16 protein-coding genes are annotated in these 18,318 nt (G+C 60.6%); 2 read left to right on the top strand and 14 right to left on the bottom strand.

From position 1 onward, the window contains the following. Positions 1 to 43: 43 nt before the first annotated feature. A complete protein-coding gene (locus tag AC3ITA_RS15425) occupies positions 44 to 607 on the bottom strand; it encodes a TetR/AcrR family transcriptional regulator (protein ID WP_095943580.1) in 564 nt (187 codons plus the stop codon). 215 nt (positions 608 to 822) lie between these two features. Between AC3ITA_RS15425 and pssA the strand changes: the two genes are divergently transcribed. Together pssA and AC3ITA_RS15415 are read left to right on the top strand one after the other, a co-directional pair. Next, positions 823 to 2,166 carry a CDP-diacylglycerol--serine O-phosphatidyltransferase gene (gene pssA / locus AC3ITA_RS15420; RefSeq protein WP_489277707.1) on the top strand — a complete coding sequence of 448 codons (1,344 nt, stop codon included), beginning with the start codon at positions 823 to 825 and terminating at the stop codon, positions 2,164 to 2,166. Positions 2,167 to 2,285: 119 nt separating this feature from the next. Next, complete coding sequence (locus tag AC3ITA_RS15415) at positions 2,286 to 3,302, top strand: AraC family transcriptional regulator (protein ID WP_489280798.1); 1,017 nt, start codon at positions 2,286 to 2,288, stop codon at positions 3,300 to 3,302. A 17-nt stretch (positions 3,303 to 3,319) separates the two neighbouring features. Here AC3ITA_RS15415 and AC3ITA_RS15410 read toward each other — a convergent pair whose 3' ends face one another. From AC3ITA_RS15410 to arnB, 13 genes are all read right to left on the bottom strand, one after another. After that, entirely contained in the window at positions 3,320 to 3,808 is a 489-nt protein-coding gene (locus AC3ITA_RS15410; protein ID WP_150672892.1) for an LEA/WHy family protein, read from the bottom strand. A gap of 57 nt (positions 3,809 to 3,865) precedes the next feature. After that, complete coding sequence (locus AC3ITA_RS15405; RefSeq protein WP_095943576.1) at positions 3,866 to 5,338, bottom strand: nucleobase:cation symporter-2 family protein; 1,473 nt, start codon at positions 5,336 to 5,338, stop codon at positions 3,866 to 3,868. A gap of 97 nt (positions 5,339 to 5,435) precedes the next feature. After that, positions 5,436 to 6,143 (bottom strand): HPP family protein, encoded by a 708-nt coding sequence (locus tag AC3ITA_RS15400; protein ID WP_150672891.1) that lies wholly within the window; start codon positions 6,141 to 6,143, stop codon positions 5,436 to 5,438. Positions 6,144 to 6,302: 159 nt separating this feature from the next. Next, positions 6,303 to 7,514, bottom strand: coding sequence for an MFS transporter (locus tag AC3ITA_RS15395; RefSeq protein WP_489277704.1), 1,212 nt, complete (start codon positions 7,512 to 7,514; stop codon positions 6,303 to 6,305). A 56-nt stretch (positions 7,515 to 7,570) separates the two neighbouring features. Continuing rightward, the gene (locus AC3ITA_RS15390) at positions 7,571 to 9,154 is read right to left on the bottom strand and encodes an ArnT family glycosyltransferase (RefSeq protein WP_414928777.1); all 1,584 of its coding nucleotides are present in this window, start codon (positions 9,152 to 9,154) and stop codon (positions 7,571 to 7,573) included. Positions 9,155 to 9,159: 5 nt separating this feature from the next. Then, on the bottom strand, positions 9,160 to 10,539 hold the full coding sequence (locus AC3ITA_RS15385; RefSeq protein ID WP_489277701.1) for a UDP-glucose dehydrogenase family protein: 1,380 nt from the start codon (positions 10,537 to 10,539) through the stop codon (positions 9,160 to 9,162). Then, positions 10,536 to 10,937, bottom strand: a complete 402-nt coding sequence (arnF, locus tag AC3ITA_RS15380) for a 4-amino-4-deoxy-L-arabinose-phosphoundecaprenol flippase subunit ArnF (RefSeq protein WP_095943572.1) — start codon at positions 10,935 to 10,937, stop codon at positions 10,536 to 10,538. The genes AC3ITA_RS15385 and arnF overlap by 4 nt, the downstream gene beginning before the upstream one ends. Next, the gene (gene arnE, locus AC3ITA_RS15375) at positions 10,934 to 11,278 is read right to left on the bottom strand and encodes a 4-amino-4-deoxy-L-arabinose-phosphoundecaprenol flippase subunit ArnE (protein WP_095943571.1); all 345 of its coding nucleotides are present in this window, start codon (positions 11,276 to 11,278) and stop codon (positions 10,934 to 10,936) included. Before arnE ends, arnF begins: the two co-directional genes overlap by 4 nt. Further along, positions 11,275 to 12,924: a lipid IV(A) 4-amino-4-deoxy-L-arabinosyltransferase gene (arnT, locus tag AC3ITA_RS15370; RefSeq protein ID WP_095943570.1), complete on the bottom strand. Its 1,650-nt coding sequence runs from the start codon at positions 12,922 to 12,924 to the stop codon at positions 11,275 to 11,277. The genes arnE and arnT overlap by 4 nt, the downstream gene beginning before the upstream one ends. Next, positions 12,921 to 13,805 carry a 4-deoxy-4-formamido-L-arabinose-phosphoundecaprenol deformylase gene (arnD, locus tag AC3ITA_RS15365; RefSeq protein WP_489277699.1) on the bottom strand — a complete coding sequence of 295 codons (885 nt, stop codon included), beginning with the start codon at positions 13,803 to 13,805 and terminating at the stop codon, positions 12,921 to 12,923. The genes arnT and arnD overlap by 4 nt, the downstream gene beginning before the upstream one ends. Next, on the bottom strand, positions 13,805 to 15,796 hold the full coding sequence (gene arnA, locus AC3ITA_RS15360; protein WP_150672887.1) for a bifunctional UDP-4-amino-4-deoxy-L-arabinose formyltransferase/UDP-glucuronic acid oxidase ArnA: 1,992 nt from the start codon (positions 15,794 to 15,796) through the stop codon (positions 13,805 to 13,807). Before arnA ends, arnD begins: the two co-directional genes overlap by 1 nt. Further along, positions 15,793 to 16,812 carry an undecaprenyl-phosphate 4-deoxy-4-formamido-L-arabinose transferase gene (gene arnC, locus AC3ITA_RS15355; RefSeq protein WP_150672886.1) on the bottom strand — a complete coding sequence of 340 codons (1,020 nt, stop codon included), beginning with the start codon at positions 16,810 to 16,812 and terminating at the stop codon, positions 15,793 to 15,795. Before arnC ends, arnA begins: the two co-directional genes overlap by 4 nt. Then, entirely contained in the window at positions 16,809 to 17,957 is a 1,149-nt protein-coding gene (gene arnB, locus AC3ITA_RS15350; RefSeq protein ID WP_489277696.1) for a UDP-4-amino-4-deoxy-L-arabinose aminotransferase, read from the bottom strand. Before arnB ends, arnC begins: the two co-directional genes overlap by 4 nt. Positions 17,958 to 18,318: the final 361 nt, after the last annotated feature.

The raw sequence follows: 18,318 nt of genomic DNA, 5'->3' as shown, positions 1-18,318 counted from the left end.
ATCAAGTTAAAGTTGAAACATAGTGTCGAGCTTGATTGAGTTGCTACAGGTCCAATAACTTTCGCGCCATGCATTGCGCATTATCGGCGGCACTGTGATCACCCATTACAAGCGCCACGGTAATGGCACCGTCGATCAGGATCAGCAGCTGTCTGGCCAGCAGCTGCGGATCCTCGGCGCCATGTTCGGTACATAGCTCGCACAGGTAGTCGAGCAGCTTCTGTTTATGCTCTTTGGCGACCAGGCGCACCGGGTCCTGCGGGTCGCCGGTTTCGCCGCTGGTGTTGATGAAAGCGCAGCCACGGAAACCTTCGCAGGCGAACCACGACTTGAGCACGGTAAACAGGTTGAGCAGTCGCTCGGCCGGTGTTTGTGCCTGGTCGACTGCACCTCTGTACCAGTGCATCCAGCGCTGGTCGCGGCGTTGCAGGGCGGCTACCACCAGCTCGTCCTTGTTGGCGAAGTAGCGGTAGATGCTTTTTCTGGAGACGCCGGCGGTTTTCACCAGTAGATCCATGCCAGTGGCGGCTATGCCACTTTTGTAGATCAACTTTTCGGTGACATCCAGAATGATGTCGCGTGTGTCATTGCTAGTGATTTCGTTCATGTTGCAAACAGTAGAACGATCGTTCTCCTTGGTCAATCGGTTTTTTGTGGTGTCTGACAAATTGTCTTCGCGAGCAGGCTCGCTCCCACATTGAAATGCATTCTCCTGTGGGAGCGAGCCTGCTCGCGAAGGGGACATTACAGACGGTAACAAGACCCGACCCCATCGATGGTGTAAGCTCATGGGCTCTTCGGATTCGACCCATTGCGAGCCCTATGCCGTCGCTTTTCAAACGCTCCCTGCTGCCCAAGTTGCGCAGTTTTCCGCTGACGGCCGATGCCGTTGGCGTCCTCTCCGGCGCTGCCGAATTCCGTCGTTGCCTGCTGGAGAAAATCGCCAGCGCGACCCGGCGCATCTACATCGTTGCGCTGTACCTGCAACAGGATGAAGCCGGCCAGGAAATTCTCGATGCCTTGCACGCGGCCAAGCTGGCGCGTCCGGAACTGGACGTGGTGGTGGTCGTCGACTGGCTGCGCGCCCAGCGCGGGCTGATCGGTGCCGGCAAGCAACCGGGCAACTCCGCCTGGTATCAGGAAATGACCCTCACCCATGCCAGCGAAGTGCCGATCTACGGCGTTCCGGTTCAAACCCGCGAACTGTTCGGTGTGTTGCACCTTAAAGGCTTCGTGATCGATGACTGCGTGATCTATAGCGGCGCGAGCCTTAACAACGTCTATCTGCACAAGTTCGACAAGTACCGCTACGACCGCTATCACCTGCTGCACAATCGTGAACTGGCCGATTCGATGCAGCACCTGGTGCAGCACGGCCTGGTGGCGTCCAAGGCGGTGCATCGCCTCGATCTGCCGAACCTGCCGACCACCCGCAGCCTGCGCCATGACATCGGTGACCTGCGCAGCCGCCTCAAGCACGCGGCGTACGACACCACGCAGGGCACCACCGACAGGAGCGGTCTGTCCGTCAGCCCGCTGCTCGGTGTCGGCAAGAACAATCCGCTGAACCGGGTGATCTGTGAACTGATCGCCAGCGCCCGGCAGCAACTGACCATTTGCACCCCGTACTTCAACCTGCCGCTGGCGATCATCCGCGAGATCAACCGCGCGCTGGCCCGCGGGGTGAAGATCGACATTGTGGTCGGCGACAAGACGGCCAACGACTTCTACATTCCGCCGAGCGAACCGTTCCGGGTCATTTCGGCGCTGCCGTACCTTTACGAAATCAGTTTGCGCCGGTTTGCCAAGCGTCATCAGCGCAACATCGACAGCGGGCAGTTGAACCTGCACCTGTGGCGTGATGGTGACAACACCTATCACCTCAAGGGCATGTGGGTTGACCGGCGCTATACCTTGCTGACCGGCAACAACCTCAACCCGCGGGCGTTTCGACTCGATCTGGAAAACGCCTTGTTGATCGATGATCCCCATGGCGAACTGCTGGAGCCGCGTGGCAAAGAGCTGGCAGAGATCTTCCAGCACACCCGTCGAATCGAGCAATTCCAGAACCTGGAAACCCTGGCCGAATACCCGGCGGGCGTGGCCAAGTTCCTCAAGCGCGTGAGCCGTGTGCGGATCGAGCGGTTGCTTTATCGCATTCTGTAAACCCGGTGGGCCTCAGAAAAACAATCGCGAGCAGGCTCGCTCCCACAGGGATCAGCGCCAGGCGGGTGGTTTCGGCTAATATGCCCCCACTCGAACAAGAACAGGGCTTGCCGCGATCCATGTCGGAAAAAGACACCATCTCCATTCAACTGGTGCGTGAAGCACTGTTGCAAAGCTGCGCGCCGGGCGTCGCCACGGACGAGGTGTTGAGCAAGGTCGGCATCGACCCGCAACTGTTGGGCAGCACCGCCGCCCGTGTTCCGGCCACGGCTTATGCGCGCCTGTGGCGGTTGCTGGCACGGCGCGGCGATGATGAGTTCTTTGGCATGGACCCACGCAAACTCAAATCCGGCAGCTTTGCGTTCCTGTGTCGCAGCGCCATGCTCCAGCCCAACGTGGCGGCGGGAGTGGCCAGCGGCCTGGGGTTTCTGTCGTTGATCCTCGAACACTTGCCGGCACAGTTGGTGCGCCAGCAAAGCCTGGCGGAAATCGTCCTGCTGGAGGACGACAAGGACCCGCGCCGGGCCTTCACCTATTTCACCTACTGGATGATCGTGCACGGTGTTGCCTGCTGGCTGGCAGGGCGGAGGATTCCGATCCTGGCCATCGAACTGCGCTGTTCGAAGCCGGATTTCTGCGATGACTATCAGGTGATGTTTTCCGAGAACCTGCGCTTCGACCGCCCACGCACACGGATGATTTTCTCCGCCGATTGCCTGGACCTGCCCATCAAGCGCAGCCCTGAAGAGCTCGAGCGATTCCTGGCCCGTGCGCCGGCGAACATTCTGGTGAAGTACCGCGATCCGCAGAGCCTGGCCAGCCGCATCAAACACGACTTGCGCCACCTGCCGGCCGAACACTGGCCGGAAACCGAAGCATTGGCGCAACGCCTGTGCATGTCGGCTTCAACCTTGCGCCGCCGACTGGCCGAAGAAGGGCAAACCTATCAAGGCCTCAAGGACAGTGTGCGCAAGGAACTGGCGATTGTCTGGCTGGCCGAACCCGCGATCAGCTTCAGTGAAATCGCCGCGCGGCTGGGGTTCGCTGACGTCAGTTCGTTCTACAAGGCGTTTCGCAAATGGTCGGGGTCAAATCCGGGGCATTACCGCAGCCTGATACTCAATGACACCGAGTAAGTTCAGCGGCGCAACGGTCATTTTTTTGCAGGCGTTTTACGGCTGCCAGTGGTCGGCCCTGGCAGACTGAGGGTGCCACTGTCGACGAAACGCATCGTGTTGAACACCCCACCCGAGAGCTTGCCGCGCAGGACATAAGGCATGTTGTTGAGCGTTTTCATCTGGCTGATGCCATAGGTCTGGCGGATCACCGAAAACGCCGAAACGCTGACCGGCACGCTCACGACGGTGTCTGAAAAACGCCCGATCGTACCACTCTCATCGGTGACGCCGGAGGCGAAAGGCTGGCCGTTGATGTCCAGGTCCAGGGCGACGCCGCTGTAGGTGAGTGTGGTGTCATTGGGGTTTTGCACGCGGATTCTCACGGCAAAGCGCACTTCCATACCTTCGCCTTGCAGGGGCTCGACACCCACGACGTTGATTTTCAACGGGTCTCGATTGGGCAGCGAGGAACAGGCGCTCAGGCAGAGCAGAAGGGAAATCAGGACGGCGTGGAGGCTGCGCATGGACGTGCTCTCATCTGAAAAAGGCTGAACCGCCAGCGGCTCAGCCCTTGAGCCGGTCTAGTGGTTCGACTGTGCGACCACCGCAGCCTTTGTGGGTTCATCTCTGGCGGTCACATCGGGGTTCTGCATCACCTGAAGCACGGAGGCCTCCGGTTCGAATTCGTCCTCTTCCAGTTCGATGAATTCCTCGGGCAGGAAGATATTAAGAACGATAGCGCACAGCGCGCCGACGGTGATGGGTGATTCGAAAATGTTGTGCAGGGCCTTGGGCAGTTCACGCAGGACTTCCGGCACGGCGGCCACGCCCAGGCCCATGCCGACGGAGATCGCCACGATCAGCATGTTGCGCCGATGCAGGCCGGCCTCGGCGAGAATCTTGATCCCGGCCACCGCGACGGTGCCAAACATCACCAGTTCCGCGCCACCGAGCACCGGTTTCGGCATCAGTTGCAGTACCGCGCCGATCATCGGGAACAGACCAAGCACCACCAGCAATCCGGCAATGAAAAACGCCACGTAGCGGCTGGCCACGCCGGTGAGCTGGATCACCCCGTTGTTCTGGGCGAAGGTCACCATCGGCATGCTGTTGAATACTGCGGCCATGGCCGAGTTGAGGCCATCGGCGAGCAGGCCGGACTTGATCCGGCGAATGTACACCGGGCCTTTGACCGGTTGCCGGGAGATCATCGAGTTGGCCGTAAGGTCACCGGCGGCCTCCAGCGGCGACACGAGGAAGATCACCGCTACCGGAATGAACGCCACCCAATCGAAGGAGAACCCGTACTTGAAGGGTACCGGTACGCTCATCAACGGCACTTCGGGGAGGCTGTTGAAATCCACCTGGCCCATGAACCATGCCGCCCCGTAGCCCAGGGTCAGGCCGATGACAATCGCTCCCAGGCGCAGAAACGGCACATCCACCCGGTTCAGCACCACGATGGTGCCCAGCACCAGCGCCGCCAGGGCCAGGTGACTGGCCGCCCCCAGATCCGGAGCGCCGAAGCCGCCGGCGATGTCGGTCATCGCCACCTTGATCAGCGACAAGCCCATCAGCGTAATGATCGTTCCGGTCACCACCGGAGTGATCAGCATGCGTAGTTTGCCGATGAACTGGCTCAACACCACCTCGATGAACGCGGCAAAAAAGCACACGCCGAAGATGGTCGAGAGAATCTCATCGGTGCCGCCGCCGCGGGCCTTGACCATGAAACCGGCGCTGAGGATCACACTGATGAAAGAGAAACTGGTGCCTTGCAGGCACAACAGGCCGGAGCCTACCGGGCCGAAGCGCCGCGCCTGCACGAAGGTGCCCAGACCGGAGACGAACAGCGCCATGCTGATCAGGTAAGGAATTTCGCTTTGCAGGCCCAGGGCGCTGCCCATGATCAGCGTCGGGGTGATGATGCCGACGAAGCTCGCCAGCACGTGTTGCAGGGCGGCAAAGACGGTGGCGGTCAGATGCGGGCGGTCATCGAGGCCGTAGATCAGGTCGCTATGGCGTGGAGCGGGGGCTTTTTCGGAGGCGGTCATGGTGGTTTGCGTGCCAGAAGGCGGGCCGGGTCAGAAAATGGAGGCGCAGGATGCCAGAACCGCCCGGCCACGGCAAAAGAACCTCCAGAACAGCGACTTACAGTCGTGGGGCGAGCACTTCGCCCACGCTGCGGCGTTTGGCGTGCAGTTGGCTGGCCTGGATCAACTGTTCGAGGTCTTCGGGCGTGACGTCATAGAACGCTTCCATGTCGGCCAACGCCAGTTTCAGGTCTTCGGCGGTGATGGCCTGACGGTCGACCGGCGGGTGATCGGCAGGAATCCTGGCCACCGGCTCGCTGGCACTCTTGGGGTAACGAACGCGGGTCAGGTTGTTGTAGACCAGGGCGCAGAGCAGCATCGTCGCCGCGCTGAGCATCACAGGTCCCATGGCTCTCCAGTCCATGGCAATGGTCGCCGGATCGGCCAGCACCAGGGTCAGGGCCAAGGCACCGGCCGGTGGATGCAGGCACCGCAGCCAGCACATCAGGATCAACGCCATGCCCGCGGCCAGGCAAGCGCTACCCAGGGTTCGGCCCAACACATGGGCCACCAGCAAGGCAATCACCCCGGCGCTCAGGTAGCCGCCGAGAATCGACCAGGGTTGGGCGAGCGCGCCCGAAGACACGGCAAACAACAACACCGCCGAGGCCCCCAACGGGCCGATCAGGTGCTGGGCCACCTCGATGCCGAACACCTGGCTACAGAGCCACACGCTCATCAGAGTCCCCAAGGCCATGCCGATGGCAGCGCGGCTCCATTCGGTGGGGCGGGTGTTGATGGCGGCGGGCAACCAGCGAGCAAGCATTTCGAGACGACTCCGGTAGAAAAAGTCCAGGCAAAAAAAGGGCTTAACTGGGGAACCCAGAAAGCCCTTGAAGTTGTTCCAACTGTTGGGGGAGGAACCCGCACAGTGTGCCGTTCAATCCAGCTGCTGACAAATTCATATTAATGAGCTTTCAGTGCATTATCTTTGCTGTAATTTGCCTCGTCGGCCGCTTGTGTAGCACAGCAAACCGCCCAGGGCCGCGAGTGCACTCAAGGCATAAAACATCGTCGGCGCTGGGGTGTGCATCAACATGAAGCCGCAAATCACCGGGCTCAGCGCACCGCCAAGGGCAGCAAGGTTTTGCGCGCCGTAGTAGCTGCCACGCAATTCTTCCGGGGCCAGGGTGTCGACGAAGAGAAACTCGGCCGGGTAAATGATGATTTCGCCGAGGGTGAAGATAAACATCGCCACGCACCAGCTCACCAGGCTGTCCGCCACGCTGAAGCCGATCAGCCCGAGGATGAACAGGCCGGTGCCGACAACGATCCATTGACGCAACTGTTCGCGCTTGAGAAAACGCCCGATCTGGTATTGCAGCAAGATCACACTGATGGCGTTGCAGGCGAGCAGGGCGGCCATGATTTCCATGGTGTGTTGGGGATTGCTGGTCACCAGCAGGTACTGCGACAGGTAAAAGGTAAATCGCCCGTGCACCACGGTGCTGAGCAGGCAGCCGGCGGTGAACAGGATCAGGGTGCGGTCGTTTTTCAGGGTGATCAGGGTCTTGAGGAAACTCTGCCCCTGGCCGCCGACAGGCGAGCGTGCCGGGTTCTTTTCGATCCCGGTCATCAGGAAAATACTGAAAAAAGCAATGGCCGCAGCGATCAGAAAGGGTGCACTGGCAAAGGCGCCGGCAATCAGCACACCGAGCATCGGCCCGACGGCGTAGCCAATGTTGGTCAGCGTATAGCTCAGGGAAAATGCCTTGGTGCGCTGGCCCACCGGGAGGTTGTCGCTGAGGATCGCTTTCGAACCGATGAGGAACAGCGATGAAGCGGTTTCGGTGACGATCAGGGTGATGGTGGTCAGGTAGAGGTTTTCAGCAAAGGTCAGCAACACCAGGCCGACAGCGCTGGACGCCATCGAGAGAATCAGCAACCGGCGTTTTTCGAAGCGATCGATGATGTAGCCGCCATATAGGGAGAGCAGGGTGGCGATGAACACCGCGATGCCGAGCAGCACGCCAACGTCCTGTTGGTTGAGGCCAAGCTTGTCGCTGACGAACAGTGTGAGCAACGGGCTGGTGATGGCGCGGCTGACGACGATGGTCAGCGAGCAGATCAGCAGGCGGTGAATGAGGGGGGAGTAGCGGGTCACGGCGCGAATATCCTTATTCGATCGGGCCGGCATCAGCCCGATCGTGAGCGCTACTCTAGCAGTCGGACACTCGGTCGTTGCAACGGGATTTAATTGAGGTGCAGCAGCACGAAATCATTCTTGTCGAACCGCCCGCTCAGCACGGGTGGCAACGCCCCTATAGCCGTGCCTTGCAGTGACGTGTAGACGTTCAGGTCCATCATCAGCCACGCCGGGCCCTTGAGGGTTTCAAGCTCCGGTGGGGTGTCGGTGAAAACCGGGTGCAGGTCCTGCGGGATGTTGACCATGAATTTGATGGCCTTCGCGTCTTTGCCCATGCCGTGGATGACCAGCGGCGCGGGGTCTTTTTGCACGAGTTCAAAAGCTTCGCGACTGAAGGTCCGGGTGTCGTAGAGCTGTTGTTGAATGGGCTCGAACTGCAGGATGTAGAACGACCAAAGTGCCAGGACCGCGCAGAGGGCCAGTGTCTGAGCTCGCCAGCGCAAGTGCTTGAGCGCTGCCAGGGCGATCACTTGCAGCACACTGAGCAGGATGAACAAGGAAGTGAAGTGAGCCTCGTCCTCGGGGAATTTTTGCCGTACCACCAGCAATGCCGCGATCAGCAGGCTCGGGATCAGCAGCCACAGCCCCTGCATCAACCCCCGCAGCCAGGCAAACCATCGACCCTGAGTCGCGTAAAACGGATACGCGGCCACGATGGCCGCCATGGGCAACATCGGCAGCAGGTAGCGGGCCTTTTTCGCCTGCGGGACGGAAAGGCCGAGCATCACGATCAGTCCGGCCGCTACGCAGTACTGCATCAGGCGCAATGCCGGCCCGGCTTCCTTCGGGCCGGTTAACGCAACGGCCACAAGCGCCAGCACGGCCAACGGCCAGGCCAGCGAGTAATTGCCCAGCGAGCTGGTGAAGTAATACAACAGACCGTTGCTTCCTTCGCTACCGTCCATGCGGCCCATGAACTGCATGCGAATCACGTCTTGCAAGAAGGCCGGGCCGCCGCTGACGTCCGCCAGCCACAACAACACCCCAATGCACACCACCAACAGCATGGACGCCAGCAATCCGAAGACAATCAGCCGTCGCCATTGGCGATTGAGCAGAAAATAGCTGCAGAGCATCCCCGTAGGGATGACCAGGCCGATGGGCCCGCGAATCCAGAAGCCCAGCATCAGCAATGCAAAGATCAAAACCTGACGGCGCGGCGCCGAGAAGTGGTCGGCGGCATAGCCCAGGTAGAACACGCTGAACGAGACGGCCGCCAGCATCAGGTCGAGGGAAACGGCGCGGGTTTGCGTGATGAAGGTGTTGGTCAGCAGCATCAAGGCGATGCTCAGCAGCGCCCAACGCGGGGAGTAAGGCGCCAGCAGGCGGTACATCAAGGTGACGATAACCGCTGCGGCGATGGCGCTCGGCAACCACGCGGTCAGGCTGGTGACCTGGCCGAACGGCAGTGAAAGCAGCCAGATGAATACCGTTGAAAGACCCGAATAGTCGGCGTAGGGCTGACCATAGGTCGTCGGAAAAAAAGACGGCCCATTGCGCAGCATCTCCTGGGCGAACAGCACGAAGCGCGAATCGAAGCCGATGGCCGCTTGCTGGTAAGTTCCGGCGCAGAACAACAACAGCGCCAACAGACCCAGTGCGAGGGACTGTTGGCGGATGTGAGGGCGCATGGTGTTCAGGCGACCACTGACTCGGCAAACCATTGCTGGTGCGGAATCGGCAATTTGCTCGACTCGCCCCGACCGATCGGGAAGTAGGTGAAACCGATGCGTGCCAGACGGTCTGTGTCGTACAGGTTGCGGCCGTCGAAGATCACCGGTGCGTTGAGCCGCTGGCGAATCAGCTCGAAGTCCGGCGCCTTGAACTGTTGCCATTCGGTGCAGATGATCAGTGCATCGGCGCCGGACAAGACCGACTCGGGCGTACCCATGAGCATCAGTTTCGATTCATCGGGATACAGCTTCTGGGTTTCCTGCATGGCTTCCGGATCGAACGCACGGACATTCGCCCCGGCGGCCCACAACGATTCGAGCAACACCCGACTCGGCGCATCACGCATGTCGTCGGTGTTTGGCTTGAACGCCAGGCCCCACAAGGCAAAGGTCCTGCCACGCAAGTCGCCCTTGTAGAACGCGTTGATGCGCTCGAACAGCTTGTATTTCTGCCGCTCGTTGATGGCTTCCACCGCTTGCAGCAGGTCGCTGGAGCAATGGGCCTCTTCGGCGCTGTGGATCAGGGCGCGCATGTCCTTGGGGAAACATGAGCCACCGTAGCCGCAACCGGGGTAGATGAAGTGATAGCCAATGCGCGAGTCGGCACCGATGCCCAGGCGTACCGATTCGATATCGGCACCCAGGTGTTCGGCCAGCTCGGCGATCTGGTTGATGAAGCTGATCTTGGTCGCCAGCATGCAGTTGGCGGCGTACTTGGTCAGCTCGGCGCTGCGCAGGTCCATGAACATGATGCGTTCATGATTGCGGTTGAAGGGCGAGTACAGGTCACGCATCACGTCACGCACTTCTTCGCGCTCACAACCGATGACGATACGGTCCGGGCGTCGGCAGTCGGCCACGGCCGAACCTTCTTTCAGGAATTCCGGGTTGGAGACGATATCGAACTGCAACACGCGCCCGGCGTTGAGCAGGCATTTGTCGATGTGTGCACGCAAGGCATCGCCGGTGCCGACCGGGACGGTGGATTTCTCCACCAGGATCGCCGGTTGCTCGCGATGACGGGCCACGGCGTCGCCCACCGACATCACGTAGCGCAAGTCCGCCGAGCCGTCGTCCCGGGACGGAGTACCGACCGCGATGAACAGCACCTGTCCGTGCTGGACAGCGAGTTTTTCGTCGCTGGTGAACTGCAACCGCTTGGCATCCAGGCCTTCGCGTACCAGGTTGGCCAGCCCGGGTTCGAAAATACTCACGTGGCCCTGCTGGAGCAGGTCGACTCTATTCTCGTCAACATCCATGCAGACCACATCGTGGCCGACTTCCGCCAATACCGCTGCCTGCACCAGGCCGACATAACCGCTACCAAACACACTGATTTTCATGGAACACTCCTTGATTCGGGCGCACGAGCAGGTCGAGAATTGATGGTGATGACGCCGAGGATGACCAATGCCACGCCAAGGCTTTTTGTAAGGCTGAACGTTTCGTTGAACAGCGGCAGGCTGGCGGCCAGCAAGTACACCAATGCGTAACTGATGCTCAGCAACGAGTAGGCGCGGCCCAGGGGCAGGTCCCTCAGGGCGGCGAGCCAGCAGAGCATCGACAGGGCGTAAGCGACGATGGCCAGGAGCACCACGGCAACTGCTGTCAGGTCGATGGGGGCGCTGAGCCATTGTTCGGGTTGCGGCAGGTGACTCATGCTCCAGCGCATGCCCAGTTGGGCGGCGCTGACCAGCAAAACACTGCCCAGTGCGAAGGTGATACCGCGACTCAGGTTCATGCGTGTTGCCCCAGCAATGCCACACCGCCAATCACCAGTGCCACACCCAACCAGTGGCGGCGGTCGATGGTTTCGTGGAACACGAAACGCGCGACCAGGGTGATCAGCACGAAGTTCAGGCTCAGCATCGGGTAGGCAATCCCGACTTCCAGGCGTTGCAGCACCAGCAGCCACACCAGCAGGCCAAGGCCCAAAGAGGCGAGGGCCAGCCAAAGCCAGGGCGAACGCAGTTTGTCCGCCCATCCGGCAGGTTGGCCGCGCCAGCTTTCTACCGCATGTTTCTGGGCGATCTGGCCCAGGCAGGTCAGCAGGCAGGCCACTAACAGCAATAGCAGGCTCATGGTGCCGCCTGAGGAATAATCAAAATCACCAGATTGCCTTGTTCATACCGCTTGCCCTCTTTGGGCAACTGTTCAAGTTCGCGCAACTCTTCTTCGCCCTTGACCCGCATGACCACACCCACCGAGCCTTGCTGGCGGGCGTCGTGCATCCACTGTTGCACCTGATCGGAGTTGACGCGCTGCTTAAGCGAGTCAGGATAGGCAAGGCCATATTTCAATTCGCCTATCGTGTTGAAAAAAGCCACTTCAGGCCGTTTCACCCGCCAGGACAACGCCGACGCGGCCCCCAGATCGTTGCTTAACAATTTGGCGCTCTGGCCAAGTTCCTGGGCATGATCGAGGATGAATTGGTCAGGGGTTTTATTGGCGACGACGGAGTTGGGCAGTCCGGCGGGCAGCACGGCGGCGAGCAACAGGCTGCCAAACGCCGGGGCCGCCCAGCACTGCAACGGGCGGAAGGCCTGCAGCAGGTTGGCCATGATCCAGCCGATCAAGCCGATGAACACCAACATCAGGTTGTGCAGTTCATGATCGTAAATCGGCTTTTTCAATTGCAGGTAAACCAAAGCCAGCAGGGTGACCACACCCACTGCCAGGTTCAGCAGGCCGTTGATGCCCAGGGCGCGACCTTGTTCCAGCTTCAATCGGTCAGCCAGCGCATGGCCGAGCAACAATGCCAGGGGCAGCAGGCACGGCAGGATGTAGGCCGGCAACTTGCCCTTGCTCAGGCTGAAGAAGAACAGCGGCATCCACAGCCACAGCAGCAGGAACCCGATATTGGATTGGCGGCGGCTCTGCCAGGCTTGCTTGAACGCGGGCGGCAGCAAGGCAACCCACGGCATGCTGAAACCCACCAGCAACGGCAGGTAAAACCACCACGGCGCATCATGCTGGGCATCGTCCCCGGCAAAACGGCGAATATGCTCGTGCCAGAAGAAGAATCGCCAGTAGTCCGGCTCCTGGGCGTGTACGGCCAGTGCCCACGGCAGGCTGACGACGATGGCGACCACCACCGCCACGGGTCCGTAGACCAGCAGTTCACGCCAGCGTTTTTGCCAGATCATCCAGGGCAGGGCGATCAGCACCGGCAACAGCCAGGCCAGGAAACCCTTGGTCATGAAGCCCATGCCGCAAGCCAGGCCCAGCACCGCCCAGGCGACCAGGCGTTGCCCACGGCTCGTGCTGTCGAGTGCGAACCATAGCGCCACCAGGCTCAGGTTGACCCAGAAGTTGAATTGCGGATCGAGGTTGGCATACCCCGCCATGGCCGCAATGATGGTGAAACTCATGAAGATCATGGCGCAGGCGAAACTCTTGCGCGGCTCGTTCCACATCCGGCGGGCGACCAGATAGCACAGCAGCACGCCCAGGCCGGTGCTCAGCGCCGAGGCGAAGCGCACCCCGAACAGGTTCTGGCCGAACAGCGCCTGCCCGAGGGCGATCATCCAGTAGCCGGCTGCGGGTTTTTCGAAATAGCGCACATCCATGAAATGCGGCGACACCCAGTTGCCACTCAGGAGCATGCCCTGGCTGATCTGGGCGTAGCGGGTTTCGTCGGGAATCCACAAGCCATGACTGCCCAGTGGCAGCAAGTACGCCAGCGCCATCATGGCCAGCAATAACGGCAAAGCCCAGCGTTTGCTCATGCGCCTTGCACTCCCAGCCAGCCTTCGCGACCTTCGAGCGCACCGCGTACCACGCGGCCGATCGGCAAACTGTCAGGGGCCTGGGGCAACAAGTCGCCCAAGGGGTGAAAACGAATGTCTCGCTGACGCGCATCGTTCAGCAGTTGACGGAAATCGTTGGCCATCAGAATCCCTTCTACCTCGGCATGGATCGTGTAGACGTTGAGTTTTTCCGGGGTGAACCGGTCCAGGATGAAACGGTTGAAATCTTTGGCTGCGACGCTCGGACCGACCACTTCGTCGAAGGTCGGCAGATCCACCGGGATTTGCGGCGTACCCAATTGCCCATTGGCCAGTCGCGGCCGGAACAGACTCTGGCCGCGGCAGTCACTGTTGTAGCGAAAAGCGAAGCCCTGCTTGGCTTCGATCACGCGCTCGTCGGCACGCCAGCCGGCGACCGCCGAGCAGTCGACTTTCTCGCCGAGAATGTCGCTGAGCGTGTCTACACCCTTGCGGATCTGTTCGATCAGTTGCGCGTCGCTCCAGGTTCCGGCATTGGCTTGCCAGCCATGGTGATCCCAGGCGTGCAAACCCACCTCATGCCCGGCATCCCGGGCCTGGCGCATCAGGTGCCCCAGGTCGCGGCCGATCGGTTTTCCGGGCCATGCGGTACCGGCCAGCAGAATGTCCCAGCCATACAGGCCGGCTGCGTTGGAACGGAGCATTTTCCAGAGAAACTGTGGACGGATGAGACGCCACAAATGGCGCCCCATGTTGTCCGGCCCGACACTGAAGAAGAACGTCGCCTTGACCTGAGCTTCATCAAGGATTTCCAGCAACCGTGGCACCCCGACACGGGTACCCCGGTAGGTGTCGACATCAATCCGCAGTCCCGCCTGCATCAACGCTTGTCCGCGATTTCGAGCATGGCCTCGCGCAGGAAGAAGTCCAGGGTGTTGCCGATGGTTTCGCTCATCTCAACGGTTGGCGTCCAGTCCAGCAGGCGCTTGGCGTTGGCGATGCTTGGCTTGCGGTGCGACACGTCCTGGTAGCCGGTGCCGTAGAACGCCTTGCTTTCGATGTCGCGGAAACCGGCGAACGGAGGGAAGTTTGCGCGCAGCGGGTGAGCTTCGAACTGACGCAGCAGCTCTTCGCCCAACTGACGGATGCTGGCCTCGTTGTCCGGGTTGCCGATGTTGATGATCTGGCCGTTGCAGACGTCGTTATCGTTGTCGATGATCCGCGCCAGTGCTTCCACACCGTCGGCGATGTCGGTGAAGCAACGTTTTTGCTCGCCACCGTCGAACAGGCGAATCGGCGTGCCTTCCACCAGGTTCAGGATTAGTTGGGTAATCGCTCGGGAGCTACCGATACGGGCGGAATCCAGACGGTCCAGGCGTGGGCCCATCCAGTTGAACGGACGGAACAGGGTGAAGTTCAGGCCCTTCTGGCCATAAGCCCAGATCACGCGGTCCAGCAGTTGCTTGGAGACCGAGTAGATCCAGCGTTGCTTGTTGATCGGGCCTACCACCAGGTTGGAGTTGTCCTCGTCGAAGTTGTTGTCCTGGCACATGCCATAGACTTCCGATGTCGACGGGAAGATCACACGCTTGTTGTACTTGACGCAGTAGCGAACCAGTTTCAGGTTCTCTTCGAAGTCCAGTTCGAATACCCGCAGCGGGTTGCGGGTGTATTCGATTGGCGTGGCGATGGCCACCAGCGGCAGCACCACGTCGCACTTCTTGATGTGGTACTCGATCCACTCGGAGTGGATGCTGATGTCGCCTTCGACGAAGTGGAAATTCGGGTGGCTGCGCAGGCGGTCGATGGCGTCCGAGCCAATATCAAGGCCGTAGACTTCGTAGCGGTCGTCGCTCAGCAGGCGCTCGGACAAATGGTTGCCGATGAAACCGTTGACGCCGAGGATCAGCACGCGGGTGCGACGCGGGGCGCGACCGGATTCGGCGCCGCGCAGCACGGAACCGTCCACCAGGCCCAGTTCGTTGGCCAGTTGTGGGCCGCTCAGGTACAGACCGTTGTCGTTGCGCTGGCCGGCGTTGATGATCAGCGAGTCTTGACCGCAGGCGATGCGCAGCGGGTCGACGCTGATGACGCGGCCCGGCGCCAGGCCTTCGTTGCCCTTGGCAACATCGGCGCTCCAGACAATCAGCTTGTGCTCGCCCACCGCGCAGAAGGCGCCCGGGTACGGCTGGGTAACGGCACGGACCAGGTTGAACAGTTCTTCGGCCGGCCTGGCCCAGGCGAGTTTGCCGTCGGCCGGAGTGCGACGGCCGAATAACGTGGCCCTGGATTCGTCTTGCGGTGTTTCACTGGTCTTGCCTTGCAGCAGCGCTGGCAAGGTGTCGCGCAGCAGGTCAGCGGCCGCCGTGCGCAATTTGCCGTGCAGGCTCAGCGCCGTGTCGTTGCGCTCGATCGCAACCTTTTGCTGGGCAACGATGGCGCCCGCGTCGGCGCGCTTGACCATGCGGTGCAGGGTCACGCCGGTCTCGGTTTCGCCGTTGACCAACACCCAGTTGGCCGGTGCGCGACCACGATAGCGTGGCAGCAGCGAACCGTGCAGGTTGAACGCGCCTTTGCTCGCCGTGGCCAGCAACTGCTCGCTCAGCAGGTTGCGGTAGTAGAAGGAGAAAATGTAGTCGGGGTCGAGCTTGGCGATGCGCTCGATCCACAGCGGGTGGTTGGCATCTTCCGGTGCATGCACGGCGATGCCGTGGCGGGCGCACAGTTGCGCGACGGAGCCGTAGAACGCGTTCTCCTTCGGATCGTCGGCGTGGGTGAACACCGCCGCGATCTCGAAACCGGAGGAGAGCAGGGATTCGATGCCGGCGCAGCCAATATCGTGATAGGCGAAGACAACAGCTTTTGCGCTCATGAAGGAACCTGGTCTGAAGAAGTGGAAGTAAGGCCGTCGACGGTAACAACGCAAGCGGGCGCGGCGGGCTGGCTGCGCAGCACCTTTTCAATGAAGAAGCGCGGACGCGCGCGCACGTCGCTGTACATGCGACCCAGGTATTCACCCAGCAGGCCCATGCCGATGAATTGACCGCCGGTGAAGACGAACAGCACGGCGAACAGTACGAAGGTGCCGCCACCGGCCCAGCCGGCGCCGAACACCAGGCGCAGCACGATCAAGGCGATGGCGAACAGCATGCCCAGGGCCGCCATGCCGACGCCGACGATGCTCAGCAGTCGCAGCGGCGTGGTGGTCATGCAGGTGACCAGGTCGAACATCAGGTTGATCAGGCGCATGGGGCTGTACTTGGAATCGCCGTGTTCACGCTCGGCGTGGGTCACGGGGATTTCCGTGGTGTGGCGGGCAAAGCTGTTGGCCAGGATCGGAATGAAGGTGCTGCGTTCACGGCAGGCAAGCATGGCATCGACAATGGTGCGCCGGTAGGCGCGCAGCATGCAGCCGTAGTCGCTCATGGCCACGCCGGTGGAACGTTGCACGGCGAGGTTGATCAGCTTCGATGGCCAGCGGCGCAGGGCCGAGTCCTGGCGGTTGTTGCGCACCGTCGCGACGACGTCATAGCCAAGTTCGGCCTGCGCGATCAGTCGTGGGATTTCTTCGGGCGGGTTTTGCAGGTCGGCATCGAGGGTGATGACGACATCGCCCTTGCACTGCTCGAAACCGGCCATGATCGCCGCATGCTGGCCGTAGTTGCGGTTGAGGATCACCGCCACCACCGTGCTGCCTTCGCGGGATGCGGCATCTTCCAGGATCTGCGCGGAATCATCGCGGCTGCCGTCGTCGACCAGAACGATCTCATAGGGATGGGTCAGTTGCTGACACGCTGCTTCGGTGCGACGAAGCAACTCAGGCAGGCTTTCCTGTTCGTTGTAGACCGGAATGACGATCGAAACGAAGTTGATTGGGTAAGGTCTCAAAGGCTTCTGTCCATGCAGTTTTCAATGGCGCCGACGACGCGCTCGACATCATCGGTGGTCATGTCGGGGAACAACGGGATCGAACACAGCCGCGCCGAATTCCATTCGGTGTTGGGCAGGTACAGGTTGGGGAAACGTTGGCGATAGTAGGTGTGCAGGTGCGTTGCAATGAAGTGAATGCCGGTGCCGATATTCTGTTCCTGGAGGGCTTTCATGAACGCTTCGCGATCCAGCCCGCACAGCTCGGCGTCGATGCGCAGGATGAACAGGTGCCAGGCGTGTTTTTGCGAATGTGCGGGGACGGCCAGGGGTTGCACCGGCAAGCCTTCCAGACGCTGCAGGTAGGTCTGCGCCAATTGAGTTCGCTTGGCGTTGATCTCGTCCAGGCGTTCCAGTTGCACCAGCGCGATGGCCGCGTTGATATCGGCCAGGTTGTACTTGAAGCCTGGCTCGATCACTTGGGCCTGGGGCTTGCGGCCATGGGTCAGGCGATCGTAGGCATCAACCCCGAGCCCGTGAAACTTGAGCATGCGTACCCGCGAGGCCAGGGCTTCGTCGTCGCTGACGAACATGGCGCCTTCGGCGCAGGTCATGTTCTTGATTGCGTGGAACGAGAAGATCGCCGTGCCTTTGGAGCCGACGTGACGACCTATGTAGTAAGTGCCAGCTGCGTGGGCGGCGTCTTCGATCACGGCAATGCCGTGTTTGTCGGCCAGGGCGTAGAGCGGGTCGAGGTCGAATGCCGCACCGGCATAATGCACCGGGATGATGGCTTTGGTGCGCGGCGTGATCGCAGCTTCGATAGCGGTCACGTCGGTCATCAGCGTGTCGCGGTCGACGTCGACGAACACCGGCGTGGCGCCCAGCAGGGTGATCATGTTGGCGGTGGAAACCCAGGTCTGCGACGGTGTAATGACTTCATCGCCGGGACCGACACCCAATGCCAGCAGGGTGATATGCATCCCGCCGGTGGCCGAGGAAAGTGCCACGGCATGTCGACAACCGACGTAGTTGGCGAAGTGTTCTTCCAGTGCCTGGTTCTTCGGCCCGGTAGTGATCCATCCGGAACGCAATACTTGCTCTACGGCTGCGATTTCTTCGTCGCCGATACCGGGACGGGAGAAAGGGAGAAACGCCTGACTCATGGGCACCTCAGGGGCTGAAACGTAAATAGCCTTTGAGGCTAAAAGGGATCCAAAAATCAGCTTAGACGCTAATTCAGAACCTGCGTCAAATCAACCAGTTACCGGTTGGCGGTAAAAAACTGCATCGGTTGACTTTTTTCGCCACGGGCGGCAGGTTGGACGTCCATTCGGGTTGCTTCGACTTTATAGAAGGTTATGCCCGATTTTGTGAAAGGAACATGAAAAAACGGTTGGGGAATCGTTTATCTGAAAGCTATTAAGCTGCTGTTCAGACTTCCGCTATTTATGGTAGTTCCTAGGAAAAATCCTACAGCTGCAATGTCTTTTACTTCATCGTTATTTCACTTCTTAGTTGTTTCAT

Source organism: Pseudomonas sp. GL_090, from assembly GCF_057837765.1.
This window is presented reverse-complemented; position numbering and strand designations above follow the sequence as displayed.

Bases quoted from the DNA above. Each gene is read 5' to 3' on its own strand.
- AC3ITA_RS15390 (WP_414928777.1), bottom strand. From the start codon at position 9,154: ATGCGCCCTCACATCCGCCAACAGTCCCTCGCACTGGGTCTGTTGGCG.
- AC3ITA_RS15405 (WP_095943576.1), bottom strand. From the start codon at position 5,338: ATGACCGCCTCCGAAAAAGCCCCCGCTCCACGCCATAGCGACCTGATC.
- arnB (WP_489277696.1), bottom strand. From the start codon at position 17,957: ATGAGTCAGGCGTTTCTCCCTTTCTCCCGTCCCGGTATCGGCGACGAA.
- AC3ITA_RS15410 (WP_150672892.1), bottom strand. From the start codon at position 3,808: ATGCGCAGCCTCCACGCCGTCCTGATTTCCCTTCTGCTCTGCCTGAGC.
- AC3ITA_RS15400 (WP_150672891.1), bottom strand. From the start codon at position 6,143: ATGCTTGCTCGCTGGTTGCCCGCCGCCATCAACACCCGCCCCACCGAA.
- arnA (WP_150672887.1), bottom strand. From the start codon at position 15,796: ATGAGCGCAAAAGCTGTTGTCTTCGCCTATCACGATATTGGCTGCGCC.
- AC3ITA_RS15415 (WP_489280798.1), top strand. From the start codon at position 2,286: ATGTCGGAAAAAGACACCATCTCCATTCAACTGGTGCGTGAAGCACTG.
- arnT (WP_095943570.1), bottom strand. From the start codon at position 12,924: ATGAGCAAACGCTGGGCTTTGCCGTTATTGCTGGCCATGATGGCGCTG.
- arnE (WP_095943571.1), bottom strand. From the start codon at position 11,278: ATGAGCCTGCTATTGCTGTTAGTGGCCTGCCTGCTGACCTGCCTGGGC.
- AC3ITA_RS15395 (WP_489277704.1), bottom strand. From the start codon at position 7,514: ATGCCGGCCCGATCGAATAAGGATATTCGCGCCGTGACCCGCTACTCC.
- arnD (WP_489277699.1), bottom strand. From the start codon at position 13,805: ATGCAGGCGGGACTGCGGATTGATGTCGACACCTACCGGGGTACCCGT.
- arnF (WP_095943572.1), bottom strand. From the start codon at position 10,937: ATGAACCTGAGTCGCGGTATCACCTTCGCACTGGGCAGTGTTTTGCTG.
- AC3ITA_RS15425 (WP_095943580.1), bottom strand. From the start codon at position 607: ATGAACGAAATCACTAGCAATGACACACGCGACATCATTCTGGATGTC.
- AC3ITA_RS15385 (WP_489277701.1), bottom strand. From the start codon at position 10,539: ATGAAAATCAGTGTGTTTGGTAGCGGTTATGTCGGCCTGGTGCAGGCA.
- pssA (WP_489277707.1), top strand. From the start codon at position 823: ATGCCGTCGCTTTTCAAACGCTCCCTGCTGCCCAAGTTGCGCAGTTTT.